The organism is uncultured Paraglaciecola sp. (genome assembly GCF_943787955.1).
In the GTDB taxonomy this organism is placed as follows: domain Bacteria; phylum Pseudomonadota; class Gammaproteobacteria; order Enterobacterales; family Alteromonadaceae; genus Paraglaciecola.
Window position 1 is genome coordinate 9,701 of sequence record NZ_CALSOK010000013.1, and the last position, 22,650, is coordinate 32,350.

At 42.8% G+C, this 22,650-nt stretch carries 10 protein-coding genes and 1 pseudogene; 7 read left to right on the forward strand and 4 right to left on the reverse strand.

Annotation, left to right across the window (positions count from 1 at the left end):
* Positions 1-220 precede the first annotated feature (220 nt).
* Positions 221-11,365, forward strand: coding sequence for an Ig-like domain-containing protein (locus tag Q0Y52_RS12090; protein ID WP_297821885.1), 11,145 nt, complete (start codon positions 221-223; stop codon positions 11,363-11,365).
* Between the two features lie 640 nt (positions 11,366-12,005).
* Here the strand turns inward: Q0Y52_RS12090 and Q0Y52_RS12095 are convergent.
* Together Q0Y52_RS12095 and Q0Y52_RS12100 are read right to left on the reverse strand one after the other, a co-directional pair.
* Complete coding sequence (locus Q0Y52_RS12095; protein ID WP_297821887.1) at positions 12,006-13,733, reverse strand: DEAD/DEAH box helicase; 1,728 nt, start codon at positions 13,731-13,733, stop codon at positions 12,006-12,008.
* A gap of 519 nt (positions 13,734-14,252) precedes the next feature.
* Positions 14,253-14,828: a hypothetical protein gene (locus Q0Y52_RS12100; protein ID WP_297821889.1), complete on the reverse strand. Its 576-nt coding sequence runs from the start codon at positions 14,826-14,828 to the stop codon at positions 14,253-14,255.
* Between the two features lie 375 nt (positions 14,829-15,203).
* On the opposite strand from Q0Y52_RS12100, the gene Q0Y52_RS12105 reads away from it, so the two are divergent.
* Both Q0Y52_RS12105 and Q0Y52_RS12110 read left to right on the forward strand, forming a co-directional pair.
* Positions 15,204-15,776 (forward strand): hypothetical protein, encoded by a 573-nt coding sequence (locus Q0Y52_RS12105; protein WP_297821892.1) that lies wholly within the window; start codon positions 15,204-15,206, stop codon positions 15,774-15,776.
* Positions 15,763-16,395 carry a transposase gene (locus Q0Y52_RS12110; protein WP_297821894.1) on the forward strand — a complete coding sequence of 211 codons (633 nt, stop codon included), beginning with the start codon at positions 15,763-15,765 and terminating at the stop codon, positions 16,393-16,395. The genes Q0Y52_RS12105 and Q0Y52_RS12110 overlap by 14 nt, the downstream gene beginning before the upstream one ends.
* A 180-nt stretch (positions 16,396-16,575) precedes the next feature.
* Here the strand turns inward: Q0Y52_RS12110 and cmoB are convergent, their stop codons facing one another.
* Together cmoB and cmoA are read right to left on the reverse strand one after the other, a co-directional pair.
* The gene (gene cmoB / locus Q0Y52_RS12115; RefSeq protein ID WP_297821896.1) at positions 16,576-17,547 is read right to left on the reverse strand and encodes a tRNA 5-methoxyuridine(34)/uridine 5-oxyacetic acid(34) synthase CmoB; all 972 of its coding nucleotides are present in this window, start codon (positions 17,545-17,547) and stop codon (positions 16,576-16,578) included.
* Positions 17,548-17,687: 140 nt separating this feature from the next.
* The gene (gene cmoA, locus Q0Y52_RS12120; RefSeq protein ID WP_297821898.1) at positions 17,688-18,419 is read right to left on the reverse strand and encodes a carboxy-S-adenosyl-L-methionine synthase CmoA; all 732 of its coding nucleotides are present in this window, start codon (positions 18,417-18,419) and stop codon (positions 17,688-17,690) included.
* Positions 18,420-18,768: 349 nt separating this feature from the next.
* Between cmoA and Q0Y52_RS12125 the strand changes: the two genes are divergently transcribed.
* The 4 genes and pseudogenes from Q0Y52_RS12125 (at position 18,769) to Q0Y52_RS12140 (ending at position 22,200) form a co-directional block, all read left to right on the forward strand.
* Positions 18,769-19,422 carry a response regulator transcription factor gene (locus Q0Y52_RS12125; protein ID WP_297821900.1) on the forward strand — a complete coding sequence of 218 codons (654 nt, stop codon included), beginning with the start codon at positions 18,769-18,771 and terminating at the stop codon, positions 19,420-19,422.
* A gap of 7 nt (positions 19,423-19,429) precedes the next feature.
* A pseudogene (gene add / locus Q0Y52_RS12130) lies at positions 19,430-20,475 on the forward strand (adenosine deaminase).
* An 835-nt stretch (positions 20,476-21,310) separates the two neighbouring features.
* A complete protein-coding gene (locus Q0Y52_RS12135) occupies positions 21,311-21,694 on the forward strand; it encodes a hypothetical protein (RefSeq protein ID WP_297821902.1) in 384 nt (127 codons plus the stop codon).
* A 308-nt stretch (positions 21,695-22,002) separates the two neighbouring features.
* Entirely contained in the window at positions 22,003-22,200 is a 198-nt protein-coding gene (locus Q0Y52_RS12140; RefSeq protein WP_297821904.1) for a hypothetical protein, read from the forward strand.
* Positions 22,201-22,650 lie beyond the last annotated feature (450 nt).

A 22,650-nucleotide genomic window follows, 5' to 3' on the forward strand; every position in this document is an offset into this window, starting at 1 on the left:
CCTTTTGTATATTTTTTTAGTTTTTTATATTGCATGTATTATACTATAAAATGTTTTTTATAAGTCCACTTCAAACCATTTCAATCGGAATGTTATGAAATATTAGCAGTTGTAAACATAAACAGTAATAAAGTGCGCATGTCTTTGTGAGCATTAATGGTGATGTAAGTTATAACCACTCGTGGGCGACCAGTATTTTATAAAGCAGGAAATTAGCAGTATGATTATAAACAACAGATTCCCTGTTTCTAAATTTAAACTGGTGAGCACAAAAAATTACAACAACCGCAAAAACCGGTTCATGCAATTCAAACGTATCGTTATAGTTTTTTTGTTAAGTACAATCGTGTCTGCTTGTGGCGCTGATAGCCAAAACCAACCGACCCTAGAACCAACACCCAATCCGACGTCGCCGACTGCGACTGCACCAAAAATCGTTGCTTTTGACTATGTACAAAAGGCCAAAAACAAGGCTTATAAGGCCACTCAAGTTCAATCAGCTTCGTTTTCCAACGCCACAGGCGTGTTTCGTTTACCTTTGGCTGACCAATCATTAACCGGTAATGTGACTATTTCAGTAGATTTAGAAGATCCAGACGGTATCAATAACGTTTATGTTGGGTTTGCAGGGGGCACTAAGGCACTGGAACTTTGCGCCACTGATTGTGGGGTAGCCTATCGCCGCACGGTCACCGGCATTAATCCGCTGGATTATGGCCAAAGCTCCGGACCACAACAACTACAGTTGTGGGTGCAAGACACGCAAGGCAACAAAACATTTTTGACTAACGTTAGTTTTATCTGGAACAAAACAGTTGTCACAGGGCTGAATGCGAAGCGTACTGTGGGCAATATCGAACTTTCTTGGAATGCCCTTAATAATTATTTGCGTTACAACGTTTATATTGCTTCGCAGGCCGGGGTAACTCACGAGAATTATCAAGCACTGGCAGATGGACAAGCATTTTTGGCACTTAGGGATCCACAAAAGGTTTTAAGCGGCAAAGAAGATGATAAGGCTTTTTTTACTGCGGTCACCGCAATAGACGGCTCTGGTGAAAGTGCTTTTAGCGAAACGTTGAAAGTTTCGGCGCTTAGTGGTGCAGAAGATTTTGCGCCAACCGCAGGCAACGATAACTACTTTATGGACGAAGATACTACCCTCATAGAAAACGTACTCACCAACGACAGCGATTTAGAAAGCCAAACACTGACCATTAGTACCGCCCCAATACGCCAACCTGAAAACGGCACCTTGACCATAAATGCTGATGGCACCATCAATTATATCCCAACCGCTGACTTTGTCGGACGCGATAATTTTAGCTATCGCATTAGTGACGGTCTGGGGCAAACAGCTGAGGCAGTGGTGATCATCACGGTCAACCAAGTCAATGATCCACCAGAGGCTTCTTTTAATAATTTTAACTTAATTGACCAGGCACGAGGCAAAAATCATAATGCCCCTGTTGGCTTATCAAATTCTCATACTCTTGCCCGGGCTCAAGCTCAAGCTCAAGCTCTGTTAGCGGTGGCTGCGCCGGGTTTGCTGATCAACGATTTGGACATCGACGGTAACAGCATCAGTGTCGTGACCACGCCAGTGGTTGAGCCAACTCAGGGCACTGTCACACTTAATGCCGATGGTAGCTTTGAATACACCAACAATCCCGGCAGTTCAGGCGAAGATAGCTTTTCGTACCACATCACCGATGGCACCACGGTATCTGATCCACCAACAGTTGTGCGAATTACCATCAACGGCGCGAGCTTTTTTCCTGTTGCCGCCAACGACCACTATACCCTCATCGAAAATCAGACTTTTGTCGCCGACAACAGCGCAGTAGGGCGCATGTCAATCCTTAACAACGACAGTGATTTAGACACTGGTGATGAGCTGAGCATCATCACCAATTTTGTCAGGTCTGTCGCCCACGGCACGCTCAATATGGGTGCTGATGGTACTTTTACCTACATCCCCACGCCCGGTTATTACGGCACCGACTCTTTCATTTACCAAATTACTGACTTGCAGGGCAATACCGCTCAGGCTGGTGGCACTTTCACTATTACTCGAAGCAATGAAGTCCCTATTGCTATTACCGATGACTATGCACTCACCGAAGACAGCCTATTTTCAGCGGATACAGCCAACGGCCTTTTGGGCAATGACTCTGATGTAGATTTAGATCCCATCACGGTAGATTCCACGCCCGCGCAGGCCCCAATTAATGGTCAATTAACGCTGGAGACTGACGGCAGCTTTGTTTATATTCCCAATGCCAATTTCGCTGGGAGCGACAGTTTTAGCTATCTGGTCAGTGATGATAGGGGGGGAGTATCCACCGGCACTGTGACCCTCACCATCATTAATGTTAACGACATTCCCATAGCTAATGACGACACCGTACAAACCATTTTAAATACCCCAATCACCATTAACGTTTTAAGCAACGACAGTGATATTGAAAATCAAGCATTAACCGTCACCAATGCCATCGTAACTGCGGGCACAGTGGCCATCAATGTCGACAATACTCTAACATACACCCCTACCACCGGCTTTTTAGGCAAAGCTGAAATTGATTACGCCATCACAGACGGCGCAGGTGGCAACACCACAGCCAAGGTGTTTGTTTCGGTAGATAACGTCAATCTAGCCCCGGTTGCAGCCAACGACGATTATGCTTTAAATGAAGATCAGGCGCTGAATGTCAACGGTAACAACCTGCCTTTGTTAACCGCCAATGACACAGATCCAAACGGCGATACATTAACGGTAAATACCACGGCGCAAACCAATCCAGCCAACGGCTCGGTGACACTGGCAGCCGATGGTACGTTTAGTTATCAACCCAACGCCAATTTTTTCGGCAGCGACAGTTTTACTTATCAAATATTGGATGGTCGGGGCGGTAGTGCCACCGCCACGGTTAATTTAACCATAGCATCGGTCAATGATGCGCCGCTCGCCAACCCTGACTCAATTGCAACCTCAGAAGAAACCCTGATCAACATTAACCCGCTGAGGAACGATAGCGATGTTGAAAACGACACCCTGACCCTAATCAATGCGGTCACAAACAACGGCACCGCCACGGTGCAAAGCAATAACACCCTGAATTACACACCAGTAATGAATTTTGTTGGCGTGGCGCAGGTCAGCTACTTGGTATCAGACAACAACGGCGGCACTGCCACTGGCATAATTAGTGTTACCGTGCTGAACATTAACGTTGCACCTGTAGCTCTTGATGACACTGCCAACACTCAAGAAAATACCGCCGTTAACATCAACGTGCTAGCCAACGACAGCGATATTGATGGCGATACATTGGTGGTGCTAAACGCCACGGTCAGTAACCCAACCAACGGAACGGTTTCGGCTAACGCCGACAACACTTTGCTGTTTACCCCCACCACTAATTTCAATGGCAATGCGTCAGTTAACTACACCATTAGCGATAACAATGGCGGCATAGCTTCGGCGACAGTCACTGTTAACGTTATTTCAGTCAACTCCACCCCGGTTGCTGTTAATGATTACGCCACCACAGACGAAGACACGCTAGTCACCATTAATGTGCTAGCCAACGACAGCGATGTAGATGGCGATGCTTTAATGGTTACCGATCCAACCGCCACCAACGGCACAGTCAGCGTCAGTCTCGACAGCTCGATCGACTACCTGCCAAACGCCAACTTTAATGGCAGTGATACCATCAGCTACAACGTTAACGATGGCAACGGCGCAACAGACTCCGCCACGGTTACAGTCACCATAACCGCAGTTAACGATGCCCCTATTGGAGTTGCAGACACTGCGGTAACCAACGAAGATAACGCTATTAATATCATCGTATTAGCCAACGACACCGATATCGACACCAATGCCACCGCGCTAACCGTCACAGCAGTTTTGGCAACCAATGGCACAACCACGGTACTGCCCAACCAAACCATCGACTATAACCCCACACTCAATTTCAACGGCGTCGATACCATCAGTTATACCGTCAATGACGACCTTGGCGGTTCTTCTTCAACCACAGTTTCTCTGACCATAGTCGCTCAAAATGATGCGCCAGTAGCGGTAGATGACACTAGCAGCACCGACGAAGATACTTTAGTCGCCATAAATGTGCTGGCCAACGATTCAGATATAGATGGCGATACACTATCAATCGACGCTGCACAGGCAAACAGCGGCACAGTTACCGTCAATGCCGACAATAGCCTGAGTTATACTCCAATCAGTAATTTCAACGGCGCCGACACCATCAGTTATACACTCATCGATGTTGGTGGATTAACCGTTTCGGCAAGCGTTGCAGTCACTGTCAACCCCGTTAATGACTCACCCATTGCATTATCAAGCACCGCCACCACAACAGAAGATGTCGCCATCAGCATCGTTGTGCTGGCCAATGATAGCGATATCGACGGTGATGCACTGACCGTCTCCACTGCTTCAGCTAACAATGGTAGTGTCACCGTAAATTCTGTTGATCAAAGCCTTAATTACAGCCCTAAGGCAAACTTTAACGGTGAGGATACCATCAACTACAGCATTGATGATGGCAATGGTGGTTCCGCCTCAGCATCAGTGTTGGTGACAGTCTTAGTGGTTAACGACGCACCGGTGATTAGTGGCACTCCGGCCACCGAGGTGGCAGAAGATGCTGGCTATAGTTTCACCCCGACCGTAAGCGATATCGATGCAATGGATACCGCGACGTTTAAGATTGTGAACCAACCCAGCTGGGCTAGTTTTGACACCGCAACGGGGGCCTTAACGGGTTCGCCAGAGAATAAAAATGTGGGCGCCACCTCTGATATTGTGATCACGGTGAGCGATAGTGCTGATGCAGAAGCCAGCTTGGCGGCCTTTAGCATCACGGTTAGCAATACTAACGATGCTCCAGTGGCAGTGGCTGATGCTTACAGTGTTGATGAAGGTAACACTCTTAATGTTAATGCCACTGCCAGTGTGCTTAATAACGATAGCGACATCGATGCTGATAGCGTGATAACCACAGTATTGGTTAATAATGTCAATAATGGCACTTTAACTCTTAATCTTGACGGCTCATTTGATTATATTCACGATGGCAGTGAAACCATCACCGATAGCTTTACTTACAAAGCCAATGATACCTTTCTAGACTCTAATGCGGTGACGGTTACTTTGACCATTAACCCCAAAAACGATGCGCCGCAAGCGAATGATGACGTGGTGATTGTTGATGAAGATGCCACAGTGCCAATAGATGTATTGGCCAACGACTTTGACAGCGAAGACTTTTTGTTACCCTCGAGCACCAGTGTAGTGACTGCTCCAAGCAATGGCGCGACCAGTATTAACACCAATAACGGTGTCATTACTTATACCCCAAGCGTCAACTTCAATGGCCCTGACAGCTTTACCTATCAGGTCAGTGACAGCCAGGATGGTACCTCAAATATCGCCACGGTAAGCATTAACGTGGAATCTGTGAACGATGCCCCTGTGATGGTTAATGATATACAAACCATCAACGAAGATGTTGCCATTTTAATTGATATATTAGCCAATGATACGGATGTCGACACGGACGACAAGGTAAGCACGATTAGCATTGATACCCAGCCAAGCAATGGTAGGGTGACGATAGTCGATGATAAAGTAAGGTACGAACCTACTAGTGATTTTAATGGCACTGATAACTTTACTTATCATGCCCAGGACAGCACGGGCACAATCGGCAATACTGCTACTGTGACTATCAACATCACCGGTGAAAACGACTTACCGTTTGCCGTTAACGATAGTGCCAACACGGATGAAGATACCCCGGTGACCATTGATGTGCTGGTTAACGACAGCGACGTTGACGGCGAAGATGACATCGACAGAGCCACCGTGAGTATGATGAGCGCGCCGGCTAAAGGTAGTTTAAGTATAGATAGTGACAATGGCGCAATCACCTACACGCCCAATGCTAATATCAACGGCGAAGACAGCTTCACTTATGTGGTAAAGGACACAGATGATGGTACTTCGAATGAGGCCACGGTTAACATCACTATTAATCCTATAAACGATGCCCCCGTGGCCAACAATGATATCGTCAGCAACGTGGTTGAAGACATTACCTATCCTATCAACGTGTTAGGTAACGACAGCGATATTGAAAACAGTATTAACAGTGCCACAGTGAGCATTGCCAGCGCTCCTGGTCAAGGTACGGTCAGCGTTGACCCAGCTACCGGAGTGATAAGTTACACGCCAGGAACGAACTACTTTGGTAACGACAGCTTCACCTATAGCGTCAGCGATAACGAAGGTGGTAGCAGCAACCCAGCGACCGTGACCATAACCGTGAGTAACGTCAACGATGCGCCCACCATAGACTCAAGTGCTATAAGCACTGTCGAGGAAGATGCCCTCTATGAATATCAAGTTGCCGCCAGCGATATAGACAATGGGGATAGCCTCACTATCAATAGTTCAACACCCTTACCAAGTTGGTTAATCCTAAGTGATAATGGAGATGGCAGTGCCAACCTAGTGGGAACGCCAGATAATGATGCAGTGGGCGAGTATGATATAAATTTAACGGTAACAGACGGCAGTGGCGCAAGTGATACGCAAGCCTTTACCCTTACAGTCATCAATGTTAACGATGTGCCCATCATCAACTCAAGTGTTATCAGCACAGTTGAGGAAGATACCCTCTATGAATATCAAGTTGCCGCTAGCGATATAGACAATGGGGATAGCCTCACTATCAGTAGTTCAACACCCTTACCAAGTTGGTTAATCCTAAGTGATAATGGAGATGGCAGCGCCAGCCTGATGGGGACGCCAGATAATAATGCAGTGGGCGAGTATGATATTAATTTAACGGTAACAGACGACAGTAGCGCAAGCGATTCGCAAGCCTTTACCCTTACAGTTATCAATGTTAACGATGCACCTATAGCGGAGAATGACAACGCCACCGCAACAGAAGACACACAACTGGTTTTTACTGTGCTAAACAATGACAGCGATCCTGATGGTGATACCTTGACCATTGCCACCGTTTCAGCCAACAATGGCACTGTTACCGTAAATTCTGCTGACCAAAGCCTAAACTACTCACCGAATGCTAATTTTAACGGCTCTGATACCATCAACTATACTATCAGTGACGGCAATGGTGGCACTGCGACAGCTTTAGTAATGGTTACCGTCAACGGGATTAATGATGCACCGGTTGCCAACGATGATAATGCTAGTGTCAATGAAGATAGCAACATCAATATTAGTGTCTTGGAAAACGATAATGATGTTGATGGCGATACGTTAACCATCACCACGGCGACTGCCACCAGTGGAGCCGTGACAATTGACAATGGTATTTCCCTTACCTATACGCCAAATGTTAATTTTAGTGGTACTGATACCATCAATTACACCATCAGTGATGGTCAAGGCGCCAGTGCCAGTAGCAGCGTTTCTGTCACCATCAGCGCAGTCAATGATATACCCATTGCTAACGCGGATATCGCCAGCACTAATGAAGACACGTCAGTCAATATCGATGTACTGGCTAATGACATTGATGTTGATGGCGATACGTTAACCATCACCACGGCGACTGCCACCAGTGGAGCCGTGACAATTGACAATGGTATTTCCCTTACCTATACGCCAAATGTTAATTTTAGTGGTACTGATACCATCAATTACACCATCAGTGATGGTCAAGGCGCCAGTGCCAGTAGCAGCGTTTCTGTCACCATCAGCGCAGTCAATGATATACCCATTGCTAACGCGGATATCGCCAGCACTAATGAAGACACGTCAGTCAATATCGATGTACTGGCTAATGACATTGATGTTGATGGCGATACGTTAACCATCACCACGGCGACTGCCACCAGTGGAGCCGTGACAATTGACAATGGTATTTCCCTTACCTATACGCCAAATGTTAATTTTAGTGGTACTGATACCGTCAGTTACACCATCAGTGATGGTCAAGGCGCCAGTGCCAGTAGCAGCGTTTCTGTCACCATCAGCGCAGTCAATGATATACCCATTGCTAACGCGGATATCGCCAGCACCAATGAAGACACGTCAGTCAATATCGATGTACTGGCTAATGACATTGATGTTGATGGCGATACGTTAACCATCACCGCGGCGACTGCCACCAGTGGAGCCGTGACAATTGACAATGGTATTTCCCTTACCTATACGCCAAATGTTAATTTTAGTGGTACTGATACCGTCAGTTACACCATCAGTGATGGTCAAGGCGCCAGTGCCAGTAGCAGCGTTTCTGTCACCATCAGCGCAGTCAATGATATACCCATTGCTAACGCGGATATCGCCAGCACCAATGAAGACACGTCAGTCAATATCGATGTACTGGCTAATGACATTGATGTTGATGGCGATACGTTAACCATCACCGCGGCGACTGCCACCAGTGGAGCCGTGACAATTGACAATGGTATTTCCCTTACCTATACGCCAAATGTTAACTTTAACGGCTCTGATACTATCGACTATACAATGAGTGATGACAATGGTGGCACCGCGACAGCGATAGTCACAGTCAGTGTGGTCAGTGTTAATGATGCCCCGACTTATACTGACGGCATCGCTTCAATTGCTGAAAACGTAGCCAACAACACTACCGTGTTGAGTATTTCAGCTGCAGACATTGATGGCGATAACCTGACATACAGCATTCAAAGTGGTAATACTGACGGAATTTTTGCCATAGAGCCCAACACTGGTGACGTTATCATCGCTGATAATTTACTATTGAATTACGAATTAGCCACTGAGCATGTAGTGACCTTTAAAGTTACCGATGACGGAGTTGGCAGTCTCTCTGCCACGGCAACCGGCACAATAACGGTCACCAATGTAGAAGAAAATGTCACCCCCACCTTGGATACTGCTTTCGGGACTTCGGGCACCGCTGGCTCCAACGCTTTTGCCGCAGGTCGGTTTGATCTCCCCAAGGCCAGCGTCATCGACGCCTCCGGCAAATTAGTAGTGGTCGGCAGAAATAACTATTCAGGCCCCTTAACCGAATTCTTTATTACCCGTTTTAACACCGATGGCACCTTGGACCGCAGCTTTGGTCATCAAGGTCTGGTTACCGAAGACTTTGGATTTCAAGTACAGCAAATGGAAGCTATTGGGGTGACCATTGATAGCTTTGGCAATATCATCATCATTGGCAACATCATCTTCGTAGCTAACGATTCCAGGAATCTGGTCTTTACTGCCCGTTATACCCATGCAGGTGTGCTGGATACCACCTTTCATAGCGGTTTCGGTTACCATTATTACAGCGAAATTACCGTGGAAACCACAGCCACCGATGCGGTACTTGATGCCGATAACAATATTCTCATCGCAGGGCATAACACCTTGGGTGATTTCAGCCTGATCAAGTTCTCCGCAGACGGCAACACTCATGTGGATACTACGCTTGATTTTTTTAACGGCACCGATATCGCTCATGCCATTGTGTTACAAAGCGATGGCAAGGCCTTGATTGTTGGCACTGTGAGAGAGCCTGCCTGTCAGGAAGGCTCTACGTTAGACGATTTTGGCATCGCCCGCTTCGATGTATCCTCTACACCTTTCCTCGATACATCTTATAATGCCACTGGAATGGCGTCCTTTGATTTTGGTAATAGTCAAGACGACTCCGCATTTGACGCTTATATCAATAATGCCGATGAAGTCGTCATGACAGGTGCTTCGGTGCATCCAACAGGCAACCAGACTGACTTTGCTGCCTTAAAAATTGATAGCAGTGGAACTCTGATAACCGGTTTTGGCACCAACGGTTTACTGGTGGTAGATATTGATGGTGATGGCACAGGCACCAGCAACCAGTCCACCGGCACAACCGTGGCCAGTGATAGCTCCAATAATTTGTATTTTGGCATCTACACAGGTATTTCCAATTTTGATACCGTAATTTACAAGACTGACGCCAATGGCAGCGTCGACAATACTTATGGTACCTCCGGTCAAGCCACCTTTGGTCTTAGCGACCAAGAGAATACAGCCGAAGACTTGCAGATTGATTCAAGTAACCGGGCAGTATTGCTCACCACCACAACCACCGTTGTCGAGCCTGACGTGGTGGTCGCCCGTTATACCAGTGCAGGTATATTGGATAGCAGCTTTAGTGTTGATGGTTTCAACACCCTAGATGCCACGTTTAGTGTTGATACCTTATCTGAGCTGATTGAGTTGTCCGTCGCACCACACGCTGGCAAATTCGTCGCAGTAGGCACCACTGTTGGAAGTAGTGGCAGTGTACTGATTGTCGCCCGCTACAACGCAGATGGCTCACAGGATGAAACCTTCGGTATCAACGGTTATTACGTGCATGTCAGTGTAGAATCCAACATTGTCGGTCAAGACATTGTAGAACTGAGTGACGGCAAACTGGTGGTCGTGGGCTCTTTTGATGAACAGGGGCTGGTAGTGATGCTCAAAACCGACGGCACCTTAGAGACCAGTTTCAACGAGACCAGTTTCAACCACCAGGGTTCTAAGCTATTGTCCAGTGGTTCCCAATTGTCGTTTAATGCCGTGGCAGTTGATTCTAACAATAAAATCGTTGTCGCTGGTACTGATGGCTACGATATCTACATAGCCAGAATGAGCGTTAGTGGCATACTAGACAGCAATTTTGGTGACAGTGGAGAGTTTAAATCAGACTTAAATGCTAATGAAACCGTCGAAGATATTGCAATTCAAAGCAACAATGCCATCGTAGCTGTCGGTCAAAAAGACAACAATGGCTTGGTATTTAGAGTACTCGATAATGGCACTTTGGATACTGAAAATTTTGCCTCTCCCAACAACGGTTATGCCACAATTGATTTAGACTCAGAGATTAATGGCGATGTTCATACACTGAGACGGATAAAAATCAAAAGTGACGGTAAAATCGTCACTGCTGGTAATTATACAATCGAGGCTCAACCTGCCAGCTTATTGGTACAATTAAATAGCGATGGTATTGTTACTACTAGCTATACTTATGGTGAAAGCGAGGCAAAAGCACTCGGTTTGGCTTTGGATGCCAGCGGCCGGATTTTAATCACCGGCTTCAATAGCAACGATACTAATCAAGATATTTTCATTGCCCGCATTGAAGCAACAGGGGTCTTAGACCAAATGTTTAATGGTACAGGTGGCATATTATTTGACTATAGTAGCAGCTCCGAGTCGGCCCAAGCAATACTGGTAAGGGACGATGGTAGCATCGTGATCGCAGGAGCAGATAAGCTCAACCTGTTCCCCACCAGTTTCTTTTTTATTCAGAAATTCATCTTGGTTGAACCTTAGATTTGAGTTGCGTCATAAGGGTTAATTATTATTTATGTAACTGATGGATTAAACAATTAAAACCCTCACAACAAGCAAGCATAAGCCAGCTTGTTGTGGTATTGATGGTGATTTATATAATCTATATTACACTACATTGTATATCATCTGGATGCTGATGCTCGGCAACGAGTTCGGTTTGGCCATAACATTATTGAGCAGAGCTATTACCCTTTAAAACTGATTTTTGTGGTGCCTAGACGCTAGAGTGTTTCGAGTGGGTAGCAGATTTTACAGCAAGTCGTTATTGCTAAGTTTTTTCTGAAACCCAAAAGCGCTGGATACTGATATTAACGCCTGCAAATTAGCCACTTTAGACTTTTATTTTACGACGGCTAACTGGTTTTTTATTGCGTCCATCGTTAAGTCGATAAGTTGCAGCGCTACCTTTACTCCTTGTAACTTGATATTTTAATTATTGCTTTACCAGAATATTGCTGGTGCATACAGAGTTTTATATTTGTAACGTCATTTAACATGGGCCGGTCATTAAAGAGGTCTTAGAAATAGTGCTTTTGCGTCTTGGAAAAGTGTAAAGGCAAAGTAGGGCTGGGTTTGTTCAGTTTTATATGCAGTAAACGTCAATTTGTTTGTCATTTCTTTACCATTCGAATACTTTTTCGCGTACCTTCCAAAACTTATGAACGAGTCTCGCGATGACAAATTTTGGCTTAGCAAATAGCATCTGGCATAAATAGACTTGCTCTAAAGATTGCACATCAAATGTTGGGCCGGCATTTTTGATATGTGAGCGAACAAAGTTGTGATAGAACGCTTGGCGTTTTGAATAACTGTTGAAATAAAAATACTCATTAAGAAACTCACCGTCAACATCATAATAGCGGACTTCTAGTCGCTCATTTCCTTTCTTATCCCAGTCTTTTTCAAATGTCATCGAATCGCAACGCAAGATATGTGCATCCTTTAAGCTCATCGCTTCTTTAAGCATCATATCAGGGTCTACTAGCAATTGATCGCAGGTAGCACAAACCCGTTTGGATATATCGTTTTCAGTTTGACAGCCTGGGCAGCGTTTAAATCGAAACAGAAAACCACACTTAACCATTTCTTTAGAATCGAGATCTTCATGTGCCCCTAAACATTTTCGGCCATAGTGCTCAATCACTTGGCCATCTGGATCTTTAATCCCCCAATATTCGTTCATATGGCCGCACTGAGGACAAGCCACTTCAACAGCGACGCTGTCTTTGTTTGGTTTTTTTTCCCCGATCTCCGGGGAAAACAAATCGTGGCCAAGTCCGGTATAGTCGAGAATAAGACAGTCCTTTTTGCCCTCTGAAATCCTAAGTCCACGACCAACGATTTGCTGATATAACGATACTGACTCTGTTGGTCGAAGCAATGCAATCAGATCCACATGTGGTGCATCGAATCCTGTTGTTAAAACCGAGACATTAACCAGATATTTTATTTTCCGCTTTTTAAACCGAGCAATAATGTCATCACGCTGAGCGCTGGGCGTGTCTCCAGTCACTAACATTGAGAACTCGCTTGGCAAGTAGGATAGTACTTCTCTAGCGTGTCTTACTGTTGATGTAAAAACCATCACACCCGCACGACCCTCAGATAAATCAACGATATGAGCAACAATCGACGGAGTAATTCTGGATTGATCTTGCAAAATGTTATCGATTTCAGGCGCAGAATGTTGCCCTTTATCGTTAAGCTCTAGGGAAGAGAAGTCATAACAAGCGACCGGTGAATCAATTAATACTGGGGGGGTTAAATACCCATTACTGATCATAAATCCTATCGGTAATTCATAGATACAATGAGAAAAAAAACGCTCATCATCTGTGCGCAATAACCCTTTATCGTGGTACTCGTAAATCCAGCCCATACCCACTCGGTATGGTGTGGCGGTTAAACCGAGTATACAAACGCCGTCATTACGTTCTTTGAGTATACTCAGTACTTGCTGGTACTGAGAGGATTCTTCTTGTGACACCCTATGACATTCATCGATAACGACAAGCGAAAAATCATCAAAAAAATCTTTCTCGGCTCTGGCAATGGATTGAATGCTACCAAAAATAACCTTGTGGTTAATATCCTTTCGATCAAGACCAGCTGAATATATACCTGCATTTAGGTCGTAGCTTTCAAATTTTTCATGATTTTGCTCTACCAACTCTTTGACATGTGCAAGCACAAGTACGCGACCATTAGCGATACGCGCTAATTCGGCAATCACCAAAGACTTTCCAGCCCCTGTAGGTAACACGATACAGGCAGGCTTTTTATGGTTTCGAAAATATCGAACCGTCGCATCAACAGCTTCTTGCTGGTAGGGCCTTAGGGAATACATGATTTACAATTTTTGCCGTCTGAATGCTTATAGGAAAGACCATCAATTAAGTGACTTAGTCTTTTTTAAAGAGACTACCAACAGGTCACCCAAAGGACTACCTATATTTTACATCTCTTTCTGACACATGCATATTACCTTTGAAACAAACCAAAATGAATGTACCGTAATTTTGCCGATGTCTGGGATGTGCTAATAGTTGAACCTGAAGAGCCTGCAAAAAAAATGCGCTGATAGAAGAGACGCATTGCAAATAACTGTCACTTTCAAAAAGAAAACTCTTTAACAAAGCCACCTGGATGAGATGAAGTATTGCAGGATGAAAGCGTCGAACCACGCCTTTCTACATCCAAGCTTACAAAGTATAGAATGACAATATATGCTCTCTCATATTTTACATGTTTAACTTTTTATTATGGCCTTGGGGGAGTGAAATTCGGCTATCCTACCATCAGCAATGATTATCGAATTACTGACTGTTTTCGCAGTATTAAATTATCAAGCAATAATGCCTAGGTATTATCTAGATTTATTTTTTTGGCTCTCATACTCTGCTTGCTTGATATTTAGCGCTATCAGCTTATCTCGTAGATATGGATTTTCTGCAACCGTTTTCTCTACATAAGCAAGCGACTCAGCTCGCTCCTCTTGAACAACAAAATTGATATCATCCCATGAAGGAAATGGTGCACCCGTCTGAAGCGCAGCCTGAGTTTCTTGTGCCATACGATCAAGTACAAACTGAGGATGGCAAACCTTGTGGCTAATATTACTTCCGGTAGTTTTTACACGGCGACACTGTACTTTAAATTTATTGTCATCAGCTAGTGCATTAAAAGCATCGTAAAAATCAAGCTCTGCCTTTTTCATTTGTCGAATAAAATAAATCAATGAGTATTTACCTACCACATTAATCACTTCGACATCATCAACTGGGGTAGTTGAGGTTTTATTGACTAGGCTTGTAGACATAAGAGTTTGTTCTTGATGGTCTGCAGGTATCGTTACTTCGGTCATTGCCCAGGACACGTTTACGGTTAAAATTGCCGAAAATAGCATTAATGCTTTCGTAAAGTGAGTTGATTTACTTTTCATGATTTCCACTTAGTTAAGGCTGAATTATCAGAAATAAAAGCATGTAATTACATTTTTCCATCGACTTTATAAAATTATTTCAAATCTGTTGTCAAAAGGATAGTAAGTTTAAAAAATTTTAATAAAAATCACGGTTATTAACATTTAAAGATCGTCTTGGGCATCGCAAAGGTATCTTATTATTTTCACTATTTAAGAACGTGTTAAAGACATTGATGCGTTATAAAATGAAAGGGTCGAGAATAAAAATTAAAGGGGGCACAGAGGCTGAGGTATCCCCACGAAATAAACGGTAAGTAATTTTAAAAGAGTTTGGAACATTCACGGTATTTGGTGATCAGATCAATCGCCAAACATCTCTAACCGGTAAATACCATGAATGCAATTGTTATTTTGAAGAAGTTCCTTACAACTGTCACGCCTAAAATGCATAAAGTTAGACGTGCGTCATTAACCAGCTGTGTGAGCAGTTTGCTAAATGGAGCCAAAGCCACTGTAACTGGTATAGGACGCGGCATATCATCTTCAGCATATGAAAAGCATCGCATCAAACAAGCCGACCGATTGTTGTCTAATAAACATATTATTAACGAACAATTACCTATCTATCAAGCAATCTACACGCAATATGCGAATGCTTCGTTACGTCCTATTATTCTGATTGACTGGTCGGATTTAGATACGCATAAAGGCTGCTTTTTGCTAAGGGCTTCAGTGGCTTTTAATGGTCGAGGAGTGGCTATTTATCAAGAAGTTCATGGTATGAACACGAAAGAGAAACGGTGTACACATAAGGCGTTCTTAGCAAAATTAAAGACGATTATCGATGACGATGCTAAACCGATAATTGTGACAGATGCCGGCTATAAAACGACCTGGTTTAGAGAAGTCATCGCATCTGGGGTGGGACTTTGCAGGAAGAGTCCGAAAGCCGATGATGTATGTTAATCAGAAAGAGGACTGGGAGCATACCTCTGAGCTATATAAACGAGCTACCAGTCAACCTATAGGGTTTACTAGCCATATTTGTCGCAGCCAACCTTTAGCATGCACCTTGGTGTTATTTAAAGGCAAAAACAAAGGGCGACATAGTTTAACGCGACACAACCTTACCCGACAATCTAAGTGTTCAAAGGTCCATGCAAGAGGCGCTACAGACCCTTGGTTGATTGCTACTTCACTTCCTCGAACCAAGAGTTTAGGTAAAAAGATAGTCGCTATTTATCGGCTGCGCATGCAAATTGAAGAAGAGTTTAGAGATATCAAAAGTAGCTTATTTGGGTTGGGGTTTGAACATCATAAAAGCCGATGTGTACACCGCATTGCAGTACTTATCCTCATCGCCACACTTGCCAGTATTCTAGCTAACATTATAGGTTTGGCCATGTTCATGGGCGGTTTGCACCGTCGTTATCAAGCAAACACAGTTAAGGTTAGACGAGTATTATCGTTTCACTATTTAGGATTGCGGGGCTTCGTAGATAAGCGTTTCAAATTGCTCTGCGAGCAATTTGAAACAGCGGTATTAAATCTAAGAACTATGATTGCAGGCAATTCTAATGATTGAATATTCGTGGGGCTCCCTCAGGCACAGAGGTTAAAAATGGATGTCGCTTATATTAACTATTAGGCAATTTTTGTCGTTAATCAATGCAATTAAGCTGTTTTGATAAACACCATATTTTAAACAGAATTACTATGATTTTAAATCTGCAAGTACAGATTTAATGACCAGTATTTTAGTGATTTAACACTCAGCCACTAAGACAGCCCGAAGCGGAGCAGGGTATCCCTCAATGGTTTTTGTTGGATTGTTCGGATCGAGAAAGTCTGCTAACGATTGGCTGTCCATCCATTCGGTTGCTCTTTGTTCTTGTAATGATGTGGGGGCAACATCCACAACACGTATGTGTTTAAAACCTACTTTTTGCATCCAAACAGTTAATGCGGCGGTACTCGGTAAATACCAAACATTACGCATTTGAGCATAACGTTCACCGGGCATAAAGACTGTTTGTTCGTCGCCTTCTACCACTAAGGTTTCAAGTACTAATTCCCCCCCTTTACGCAGCTGGTTTTTTAACTGGTATAAAAAGTCGATGGGGTTGCGTCTGTGATACAACACACCCATGGAAAATACGGTATCAAACGTTTTAAGTTCTGGTAATTGTTCCACACCTACAGGCAATAAATGAATGCGGGGGTCAGGATTGAAGTGTTTAATCGCTTGGAATTGCATTAAAAATAGTTGCGATGGATCAGCACCTACCACCATCTTTGCTTCTTCGCCAAGCATCCGCCACATATGATAACCACTGCCACAACCCACATCTAAAACATAACGATCTTTAAGGGGGTGTATATGCGGCTGTACTCTGTCCCATTTCCAGTCGGAGCGCCACTCGGTATCGATATGAATACCATGTAAATGAAACGGCCCTTTGCGCCAAGGCATAAATTGTTTGAGTAATCCAACTATCTGTTTTTGGGTGTAGTCATCGATATCACTTTTGTGACCAACCTCCACTCTGTCTAACAGGTTTATATCGCAGGGTGATGTTTTGGGCAGTTTATTGAGTAATTTTATCCACTTATTAAAATCACCGTGTAGTTGGTCTTTTTGCCAAGAAGCAATTTGAGCAGGCAGTACCTCTAACCAATGACTAAGAGGTGAGTCAGCGATAAATTTGTAAAAATCATTAAACCAAGTAACAGCCAAGTGGCCTCCTATAATAAAATTAGCTTCGCACTTCTAGCTTGACGAAAAAGATATCAAATCTGCACCCTTTTCAATAAAAAGCGCTGTTTTGAGTTGTGAGTAAAACTTACTCTGTATAAATATTTTGTAGATAGTCGCTTTTAGCCTTTTATCGCTACCATCGACGTAAAGTTATAACAAGTAAACCAGCGCACTAGATCTGTAAAGCCAACTTGTTCTAATCTATTTTTATGTTGTTCGAAGGTTTCAGTGCGCATGACATCTTCTAGGGCAGTGCGCTTTTGACTTATTTCTAGTTCGCTGTAACCGTTTCTGCGCTTAAATTCGTGGTGCAGGTCAATCAGTAAATCATTACCTTGTTGAGTATTATGGCTAAGCTTTTCAGATAACAGTAAAACACCACCTGAATTTAATCCTGCATAGATTTTATGCATGATATCGATACGCTGTTCAGGAGGTATAAATTGCAACGTGAAATTCATCACCACACAAGATGCATTTTTAATATCAATATTTTGTATATCATCACAAATAACACTTATAGGTGTGGCTGCCTTGAAAGCCTTCACATGTAACTCGCAACGTTGCGCCATGGCATGAGAGTTATCAATAGCTAGAATGTGGCAATTTTCAGTTTTTATGTATTTGCTAGCGGCTAAACTGACTGCTCCTAGTGAGCAACCTAAATCGTATATATTGCTTTGTGGTTGTGCATACCTAGCGCATATCTGACCCATTGTATCCACTATTGTGCTGTATCCGGGAACAGAGCGCTGGATCATGTCAGGAAAGACTTCCGCCACTGATTGGTCAAATCGAAAATCACTGACTTGTTGTGGTTGAGAATAAATCGTATCTTTGACGTCTTGCATAGTGGCGTGTTGACCTCAATAAAAATATTCTATAATTCTACATGTGCAAACTCATCCAAGCAATTTCCATTGCTACCAATTTACTAGCAACTGATGGAGAAGAAATACCGCAGGGTATTTCGCAAGCTTGTGACAAACGAATCTCATCAGTAAGGTATTATCAGGATGTGTACAGATAATTGCATAGCCGACTTGTTAATCAAAATTAGCTTAATAAATATACTATTATTCTAAAAAAGTAAATCGTGCTTAAGGATTAAGTTTAAAAGTGAATTATACCTTCATTAGTTGAGACTAAAGTATTAGTCTTCGTTAATTATAGTTAGTTTTGATAAGTGGGTTGTGTTTAGTGGCAAAGTTTTTAATAGCAGACGATCATCCTCTTTACAGAGAAGCATTGGTATCGGCACTGCAGTTATTGTTTGAGAACGTGGATGTGATTCAATCAGATGGCTTAGATTCGACACTCAATGCTTTGCAACAAAATTCAGGTTGTGATTTGGTTTTGCTAGATTTGAATATGCCAGGTTGTGATAATTTTTATGGTTTGATCCGCGTCACTCAAGATTTTCCACAGATACCTGTTGCTGTTGTATCCGCAAGTGACTCAGTTGAAGTCGTATCAAAAGTCATGAGCCTAGGCGCCAAAGGGTTTATACCAAAAGCTACAGCCACTCAAACTATTGCTAATGCTTTGCAACAAATAATGCATGGCAATAATTGGCTACCAGAAGGCATGCAATCGAGAATTGAAAATATTGAAAATATTGAACACATTAAGCCAACCATTGATGTTGCAAGGCGAGTAGGTGAATTAACGCCAAAACAATTCCAAGTATTAAAATTATTACAAAATGGTCTACTTAACAAACAAATCGCTTTTGATTTAAATATTACTGAGGCAACAGTCAAAGCACATATCAGTGGGGTTTTCAGAAAACTCAATGTTAATACTCGTACGCAAGCAGTATTGTTGTTGAAAAATTTGACCATTCCTGAATAGGTTATTTGTGATAGACACCGACTACCCTTTAACTGATTTACATCGACACCTCGATGGTAATATTCGGCCGTCAACCATTTGGCAGTTGGCTCAAGAATTTTCTATTCCACTTCAGCAGCAAAATGTAGAAGAGCTTATCCAAGCAACACAAGTCCAGGTTAAAACGACTGACCTTTTGGCTTTTTTACAGAAAATGGAACTGGGTGTTTCAGTGTTAGCCTCAGAACAAGCCTGCTATAGAGTGGCATATGAAAATGTCGAAGATGCCAAGCAGGCAGGGCTCACTTATGCAGAATTTCGCTTCTCGCCAGTTTTTATGGCACAGGCGCACAATCTAGCTATTGAACAAGTGGTAGATGCCGTGGTTGCTGGCTGCAAAGCAGGCACTAAAGAATACGGTCTGCATATCAATCTCATTGGCATATTAAGTCGCAGTTACGGAGAAGCAATGTGTCATCAAGAACTGCAGGCTTTGCTCAGGGCCAAAGACGATATTGTGGCGCTAGATTTGGCAGGTGACGAAAAAGGCTTTCCTGCCATTAGATTTAAACAACATTTTAAATTAGCCAGAGATATTGGTTGGAAAATTACCGTGCATGCAGGTGAAGCCGACGGGCCACACAGCATTTGGCAAGCAATTGATGCATTAGGCGCAACGCGAATTGGCCATGGTGGTGGCAGCACGTGAAGACGCTAATTTAATGGATTTTATGGCGAACAACGACATCAGCATTGAGTGTTGTTTAACCTCAAATTTTCAAACAGGTGCTTGCACTGATATCATTCAGCACCCCATTAAAACCTTTATTGAAAGAGGCATATTGGTGACCTTGAATACCGACGACCCTGGAGTCTCGGGAATTGAAATTGCTGATGAATATAAGTTGGCAAGGGAAGGTGGTAGGCTTGTCTGCAACGCAGCTTAAGCAGATACAGTTAAATGGGGTTGAGGTGGCGTTTGCGGAGGATAGTGTTAAGAATCAGTTGTTTAAAATCACTTCGCTGATTTTATTTCTTTTTACTATTAAAAACTTATGCTCTAACGAGCACTGACATACCTGAAATTTTTCTCACAGAAATCCTTCTGTGTAACTTACTTTTTCTCTGCAGCTCCAAAAAGTAAGCAAAAAGAGCCGCTCGTCAGTTATGTTCTTCATTCTATTATCAGTTAAGTTTTTACAATGTGCTTATTCTCAACCGATGCAAACACTTTAAATTAGTCAATCACACGTCCTTGATGATCGGCACCCAAGCTCGACGTTCTTGTCGAGTTGTTCAACTGGGCGAAGCTGTGCTTCTAAGGAATCCAGTTTCACCCTACGAAATCTCAAAAATAATTGGCAAACATAGATGCGAGGTTAAGGTAAAAGCACCAGCTATGCCGACAATTGACTTGGTGGTGTCGCCACCTGCTTTTCAGTCTTTAAAGCTTCATTGTGAAAATGGGTGTCCCAATTAGCGTATTTCAACGAACCTGATCCCTCAGGTTTATGATGTGAAAATAACTGTTTGCACATATATTTATAATATAAAAATCCAAATATGCAACCATTTAAATGGGCATAATAAGCCACTCAAAGCTTCAATTCTGCAGAAGCAATATCGTATACCACTGTTTCAGATGTGTTTTGTTTTTACCCCATGTATTTATCCAAACTTTTAAGTCTTGATAAATAGATGGCTTAGTTTGATCATAAAATATCAAATCTACATTATGCTTTTTAAACGTTTAATTTTATGAAATGTTGTAAAAAATTAACCGGAATGTCGAAGTGGATAAGAAAGCTGTATTTGTATTTATCCCGACTTTCGACTAATACACTGTTAGGTGTTCAAAAAGTCTTGCGTCTAGCCTTATTTAATCAAAAGGATATTGGAGAAAAGTGATATGTTAAATTCAATTATTATTGCTGTTGTAGCAGTATCAGCGGTTTGGGTTTACCTTGATGCTACAAAAAACAAAATTGGTAAAATCCCCGATGGGAAAGGCATGTTTAATATGTCTGCCGGTGCTTGGTGTGCCGTAACATTGGGGCTTTGGATAATTGGGTTTCCAGCGTATCTCATAAATCGAGGTGATATGATTGAAAAGACAAAAGAAACTCCAATTGTGGTAAAGGTCGTGGCGGGGAAGCCGCTGTATTGTCAATTATTGGAGGACTTTGGATTCTTATGTCTCTTGGTGGTGTTGCTCTTTCTTCTTTTCCCGGTTGTGATGGTACACATACAAAATCCCTTGTTGGTCAAATTGTCAATGACATACCGTTTTTAATAGCAGCCGGCACTAAATTTGTCTCCGTGGAAAATGTCGCAGAGGAAGGTTTCAATCAAGACGCTCAAATTCGCTAATGCTCTGGAACACTCGTTACTACTGCGGGTGAATATAGCCTTCAATATTTCATCAAATGGGGCAACAAAGATAAAGGTGAATTTTATATTGAAGCACAAATACAATAAAATCGCCTAACAAGACAAATTCACTCGGACGGTTAAAAGCGATGCAGCTTCCACTTCGCTTCAGCTTCATTATATTCACCATCCGGTGATTTGTGGCGTTAGGCATTTAAAGGAGATAGATTCATGAATAGAGTAAAAGCTACAATCTTAGCTAGTTTTTTGGGCATTTTATACGTGTACTTATCAATTTATATCATCGGTTTTGTTACGGCGATTGCCATTCCCACAAGTATTTTGGCTCCTGCTGCAAAAGCAGCCCCAACATTCGCATTTGCTACGGTAGATCTTATTACTATTGGTCTACCATTAATTGTCTCTTAATTCTTGTTTGTGATGGCTATTAAGTATTTCAATTCGAGTAGAAGCTTTTTTCCTTATTTGGCATTATTGCTTCCCTTTTGTATTCATCACATTTTATATTTTTGTAATTACGGGGGAACCTCAAGAGTGGGCATATACATTGGTCACAATAATGCCTAGATACATTGCAATCGTGTTTTTTGCATTATATTCCGTTAAACGGAAGGTTAGTGATGTTAAAGCCTAACAAGGGCTTCGACAGAAAAAATACAGTTGGGCTTTTTTCACTCTGTTCAACATTTTAGCCAACTATATTTTTACGCTTAGCAAGGCGTTATGTTGCTAGAGGATAATTCTGATCATGAGTATATTGATAATTTTTTTTGGGGTCTTAATATTTATGGCTGGAGTAACACTCATTGCTAATTCCGAAACTATATTTAAGGTACTTCGTAATAATTCCCAAAAGCT

Excerpts from the sequence above, each read along its gene's own strand:
- Q0Y52_RS12110 (WP_297821894.1), top strand. The coding sequence starts at position 15,763 with ATGATGTATGTTAATCAGAAAGAGGACTGGGAGCATACCTCTGAGCTA.
- Q0Y52_RS12135 (WP_297821902.1), top strand. The coding sequence starts at position 21,311 with ATGTTAAATTCAATTATTATTGCTGTTGTAGCAGTATCAGCGGTTTGG.
- Q0Y52_RS12095 (WP_297821887.1), bottom strand. The coding sequence starts at position 13,733 with ATGTATTCCCTAAGGCCCTACCAGCAAGAAGCTGTTGATGCGACGGTT.
- Q0Y52_RS12090 (WP_297821885.1), top strand. The coding sequence starts at position 221 with ATGATTATAAACAACAGATTCCCTGTTTCTAAATTTAAACTGGTGAGC.
- cmoA (WP_297821898.1), bottom strand. The coding sequence starts at position 18,419 with ATGCAAGACGTCAAAGATACGATTTATTCTCAACCACAACAAGTCAGT.
- Q0Y52_RS12100 (WP_297821889.1), bottom strand. The coding sequence starts at position 14,828 with ATGAAAAGTAAATCAACTCACTTTACGAAAGCATTAATGCTATTTTCG.
- Q0Y52_RS12140 (WP_297821904.1), top strand. The coding sequence starts at position 22,003 with ATGAATAGAGTAAAAGCTACAATCTTAGCTAGTTTTTTGGGCATTTTA.
- Q0Y52_RS12105 (WP_297821892.1), top strand. The coding sequence starts at position 15,204 with ATGAATGCAATTGTTATTTTGAAGAAGTTCCTTACAACTGTCACGCCT.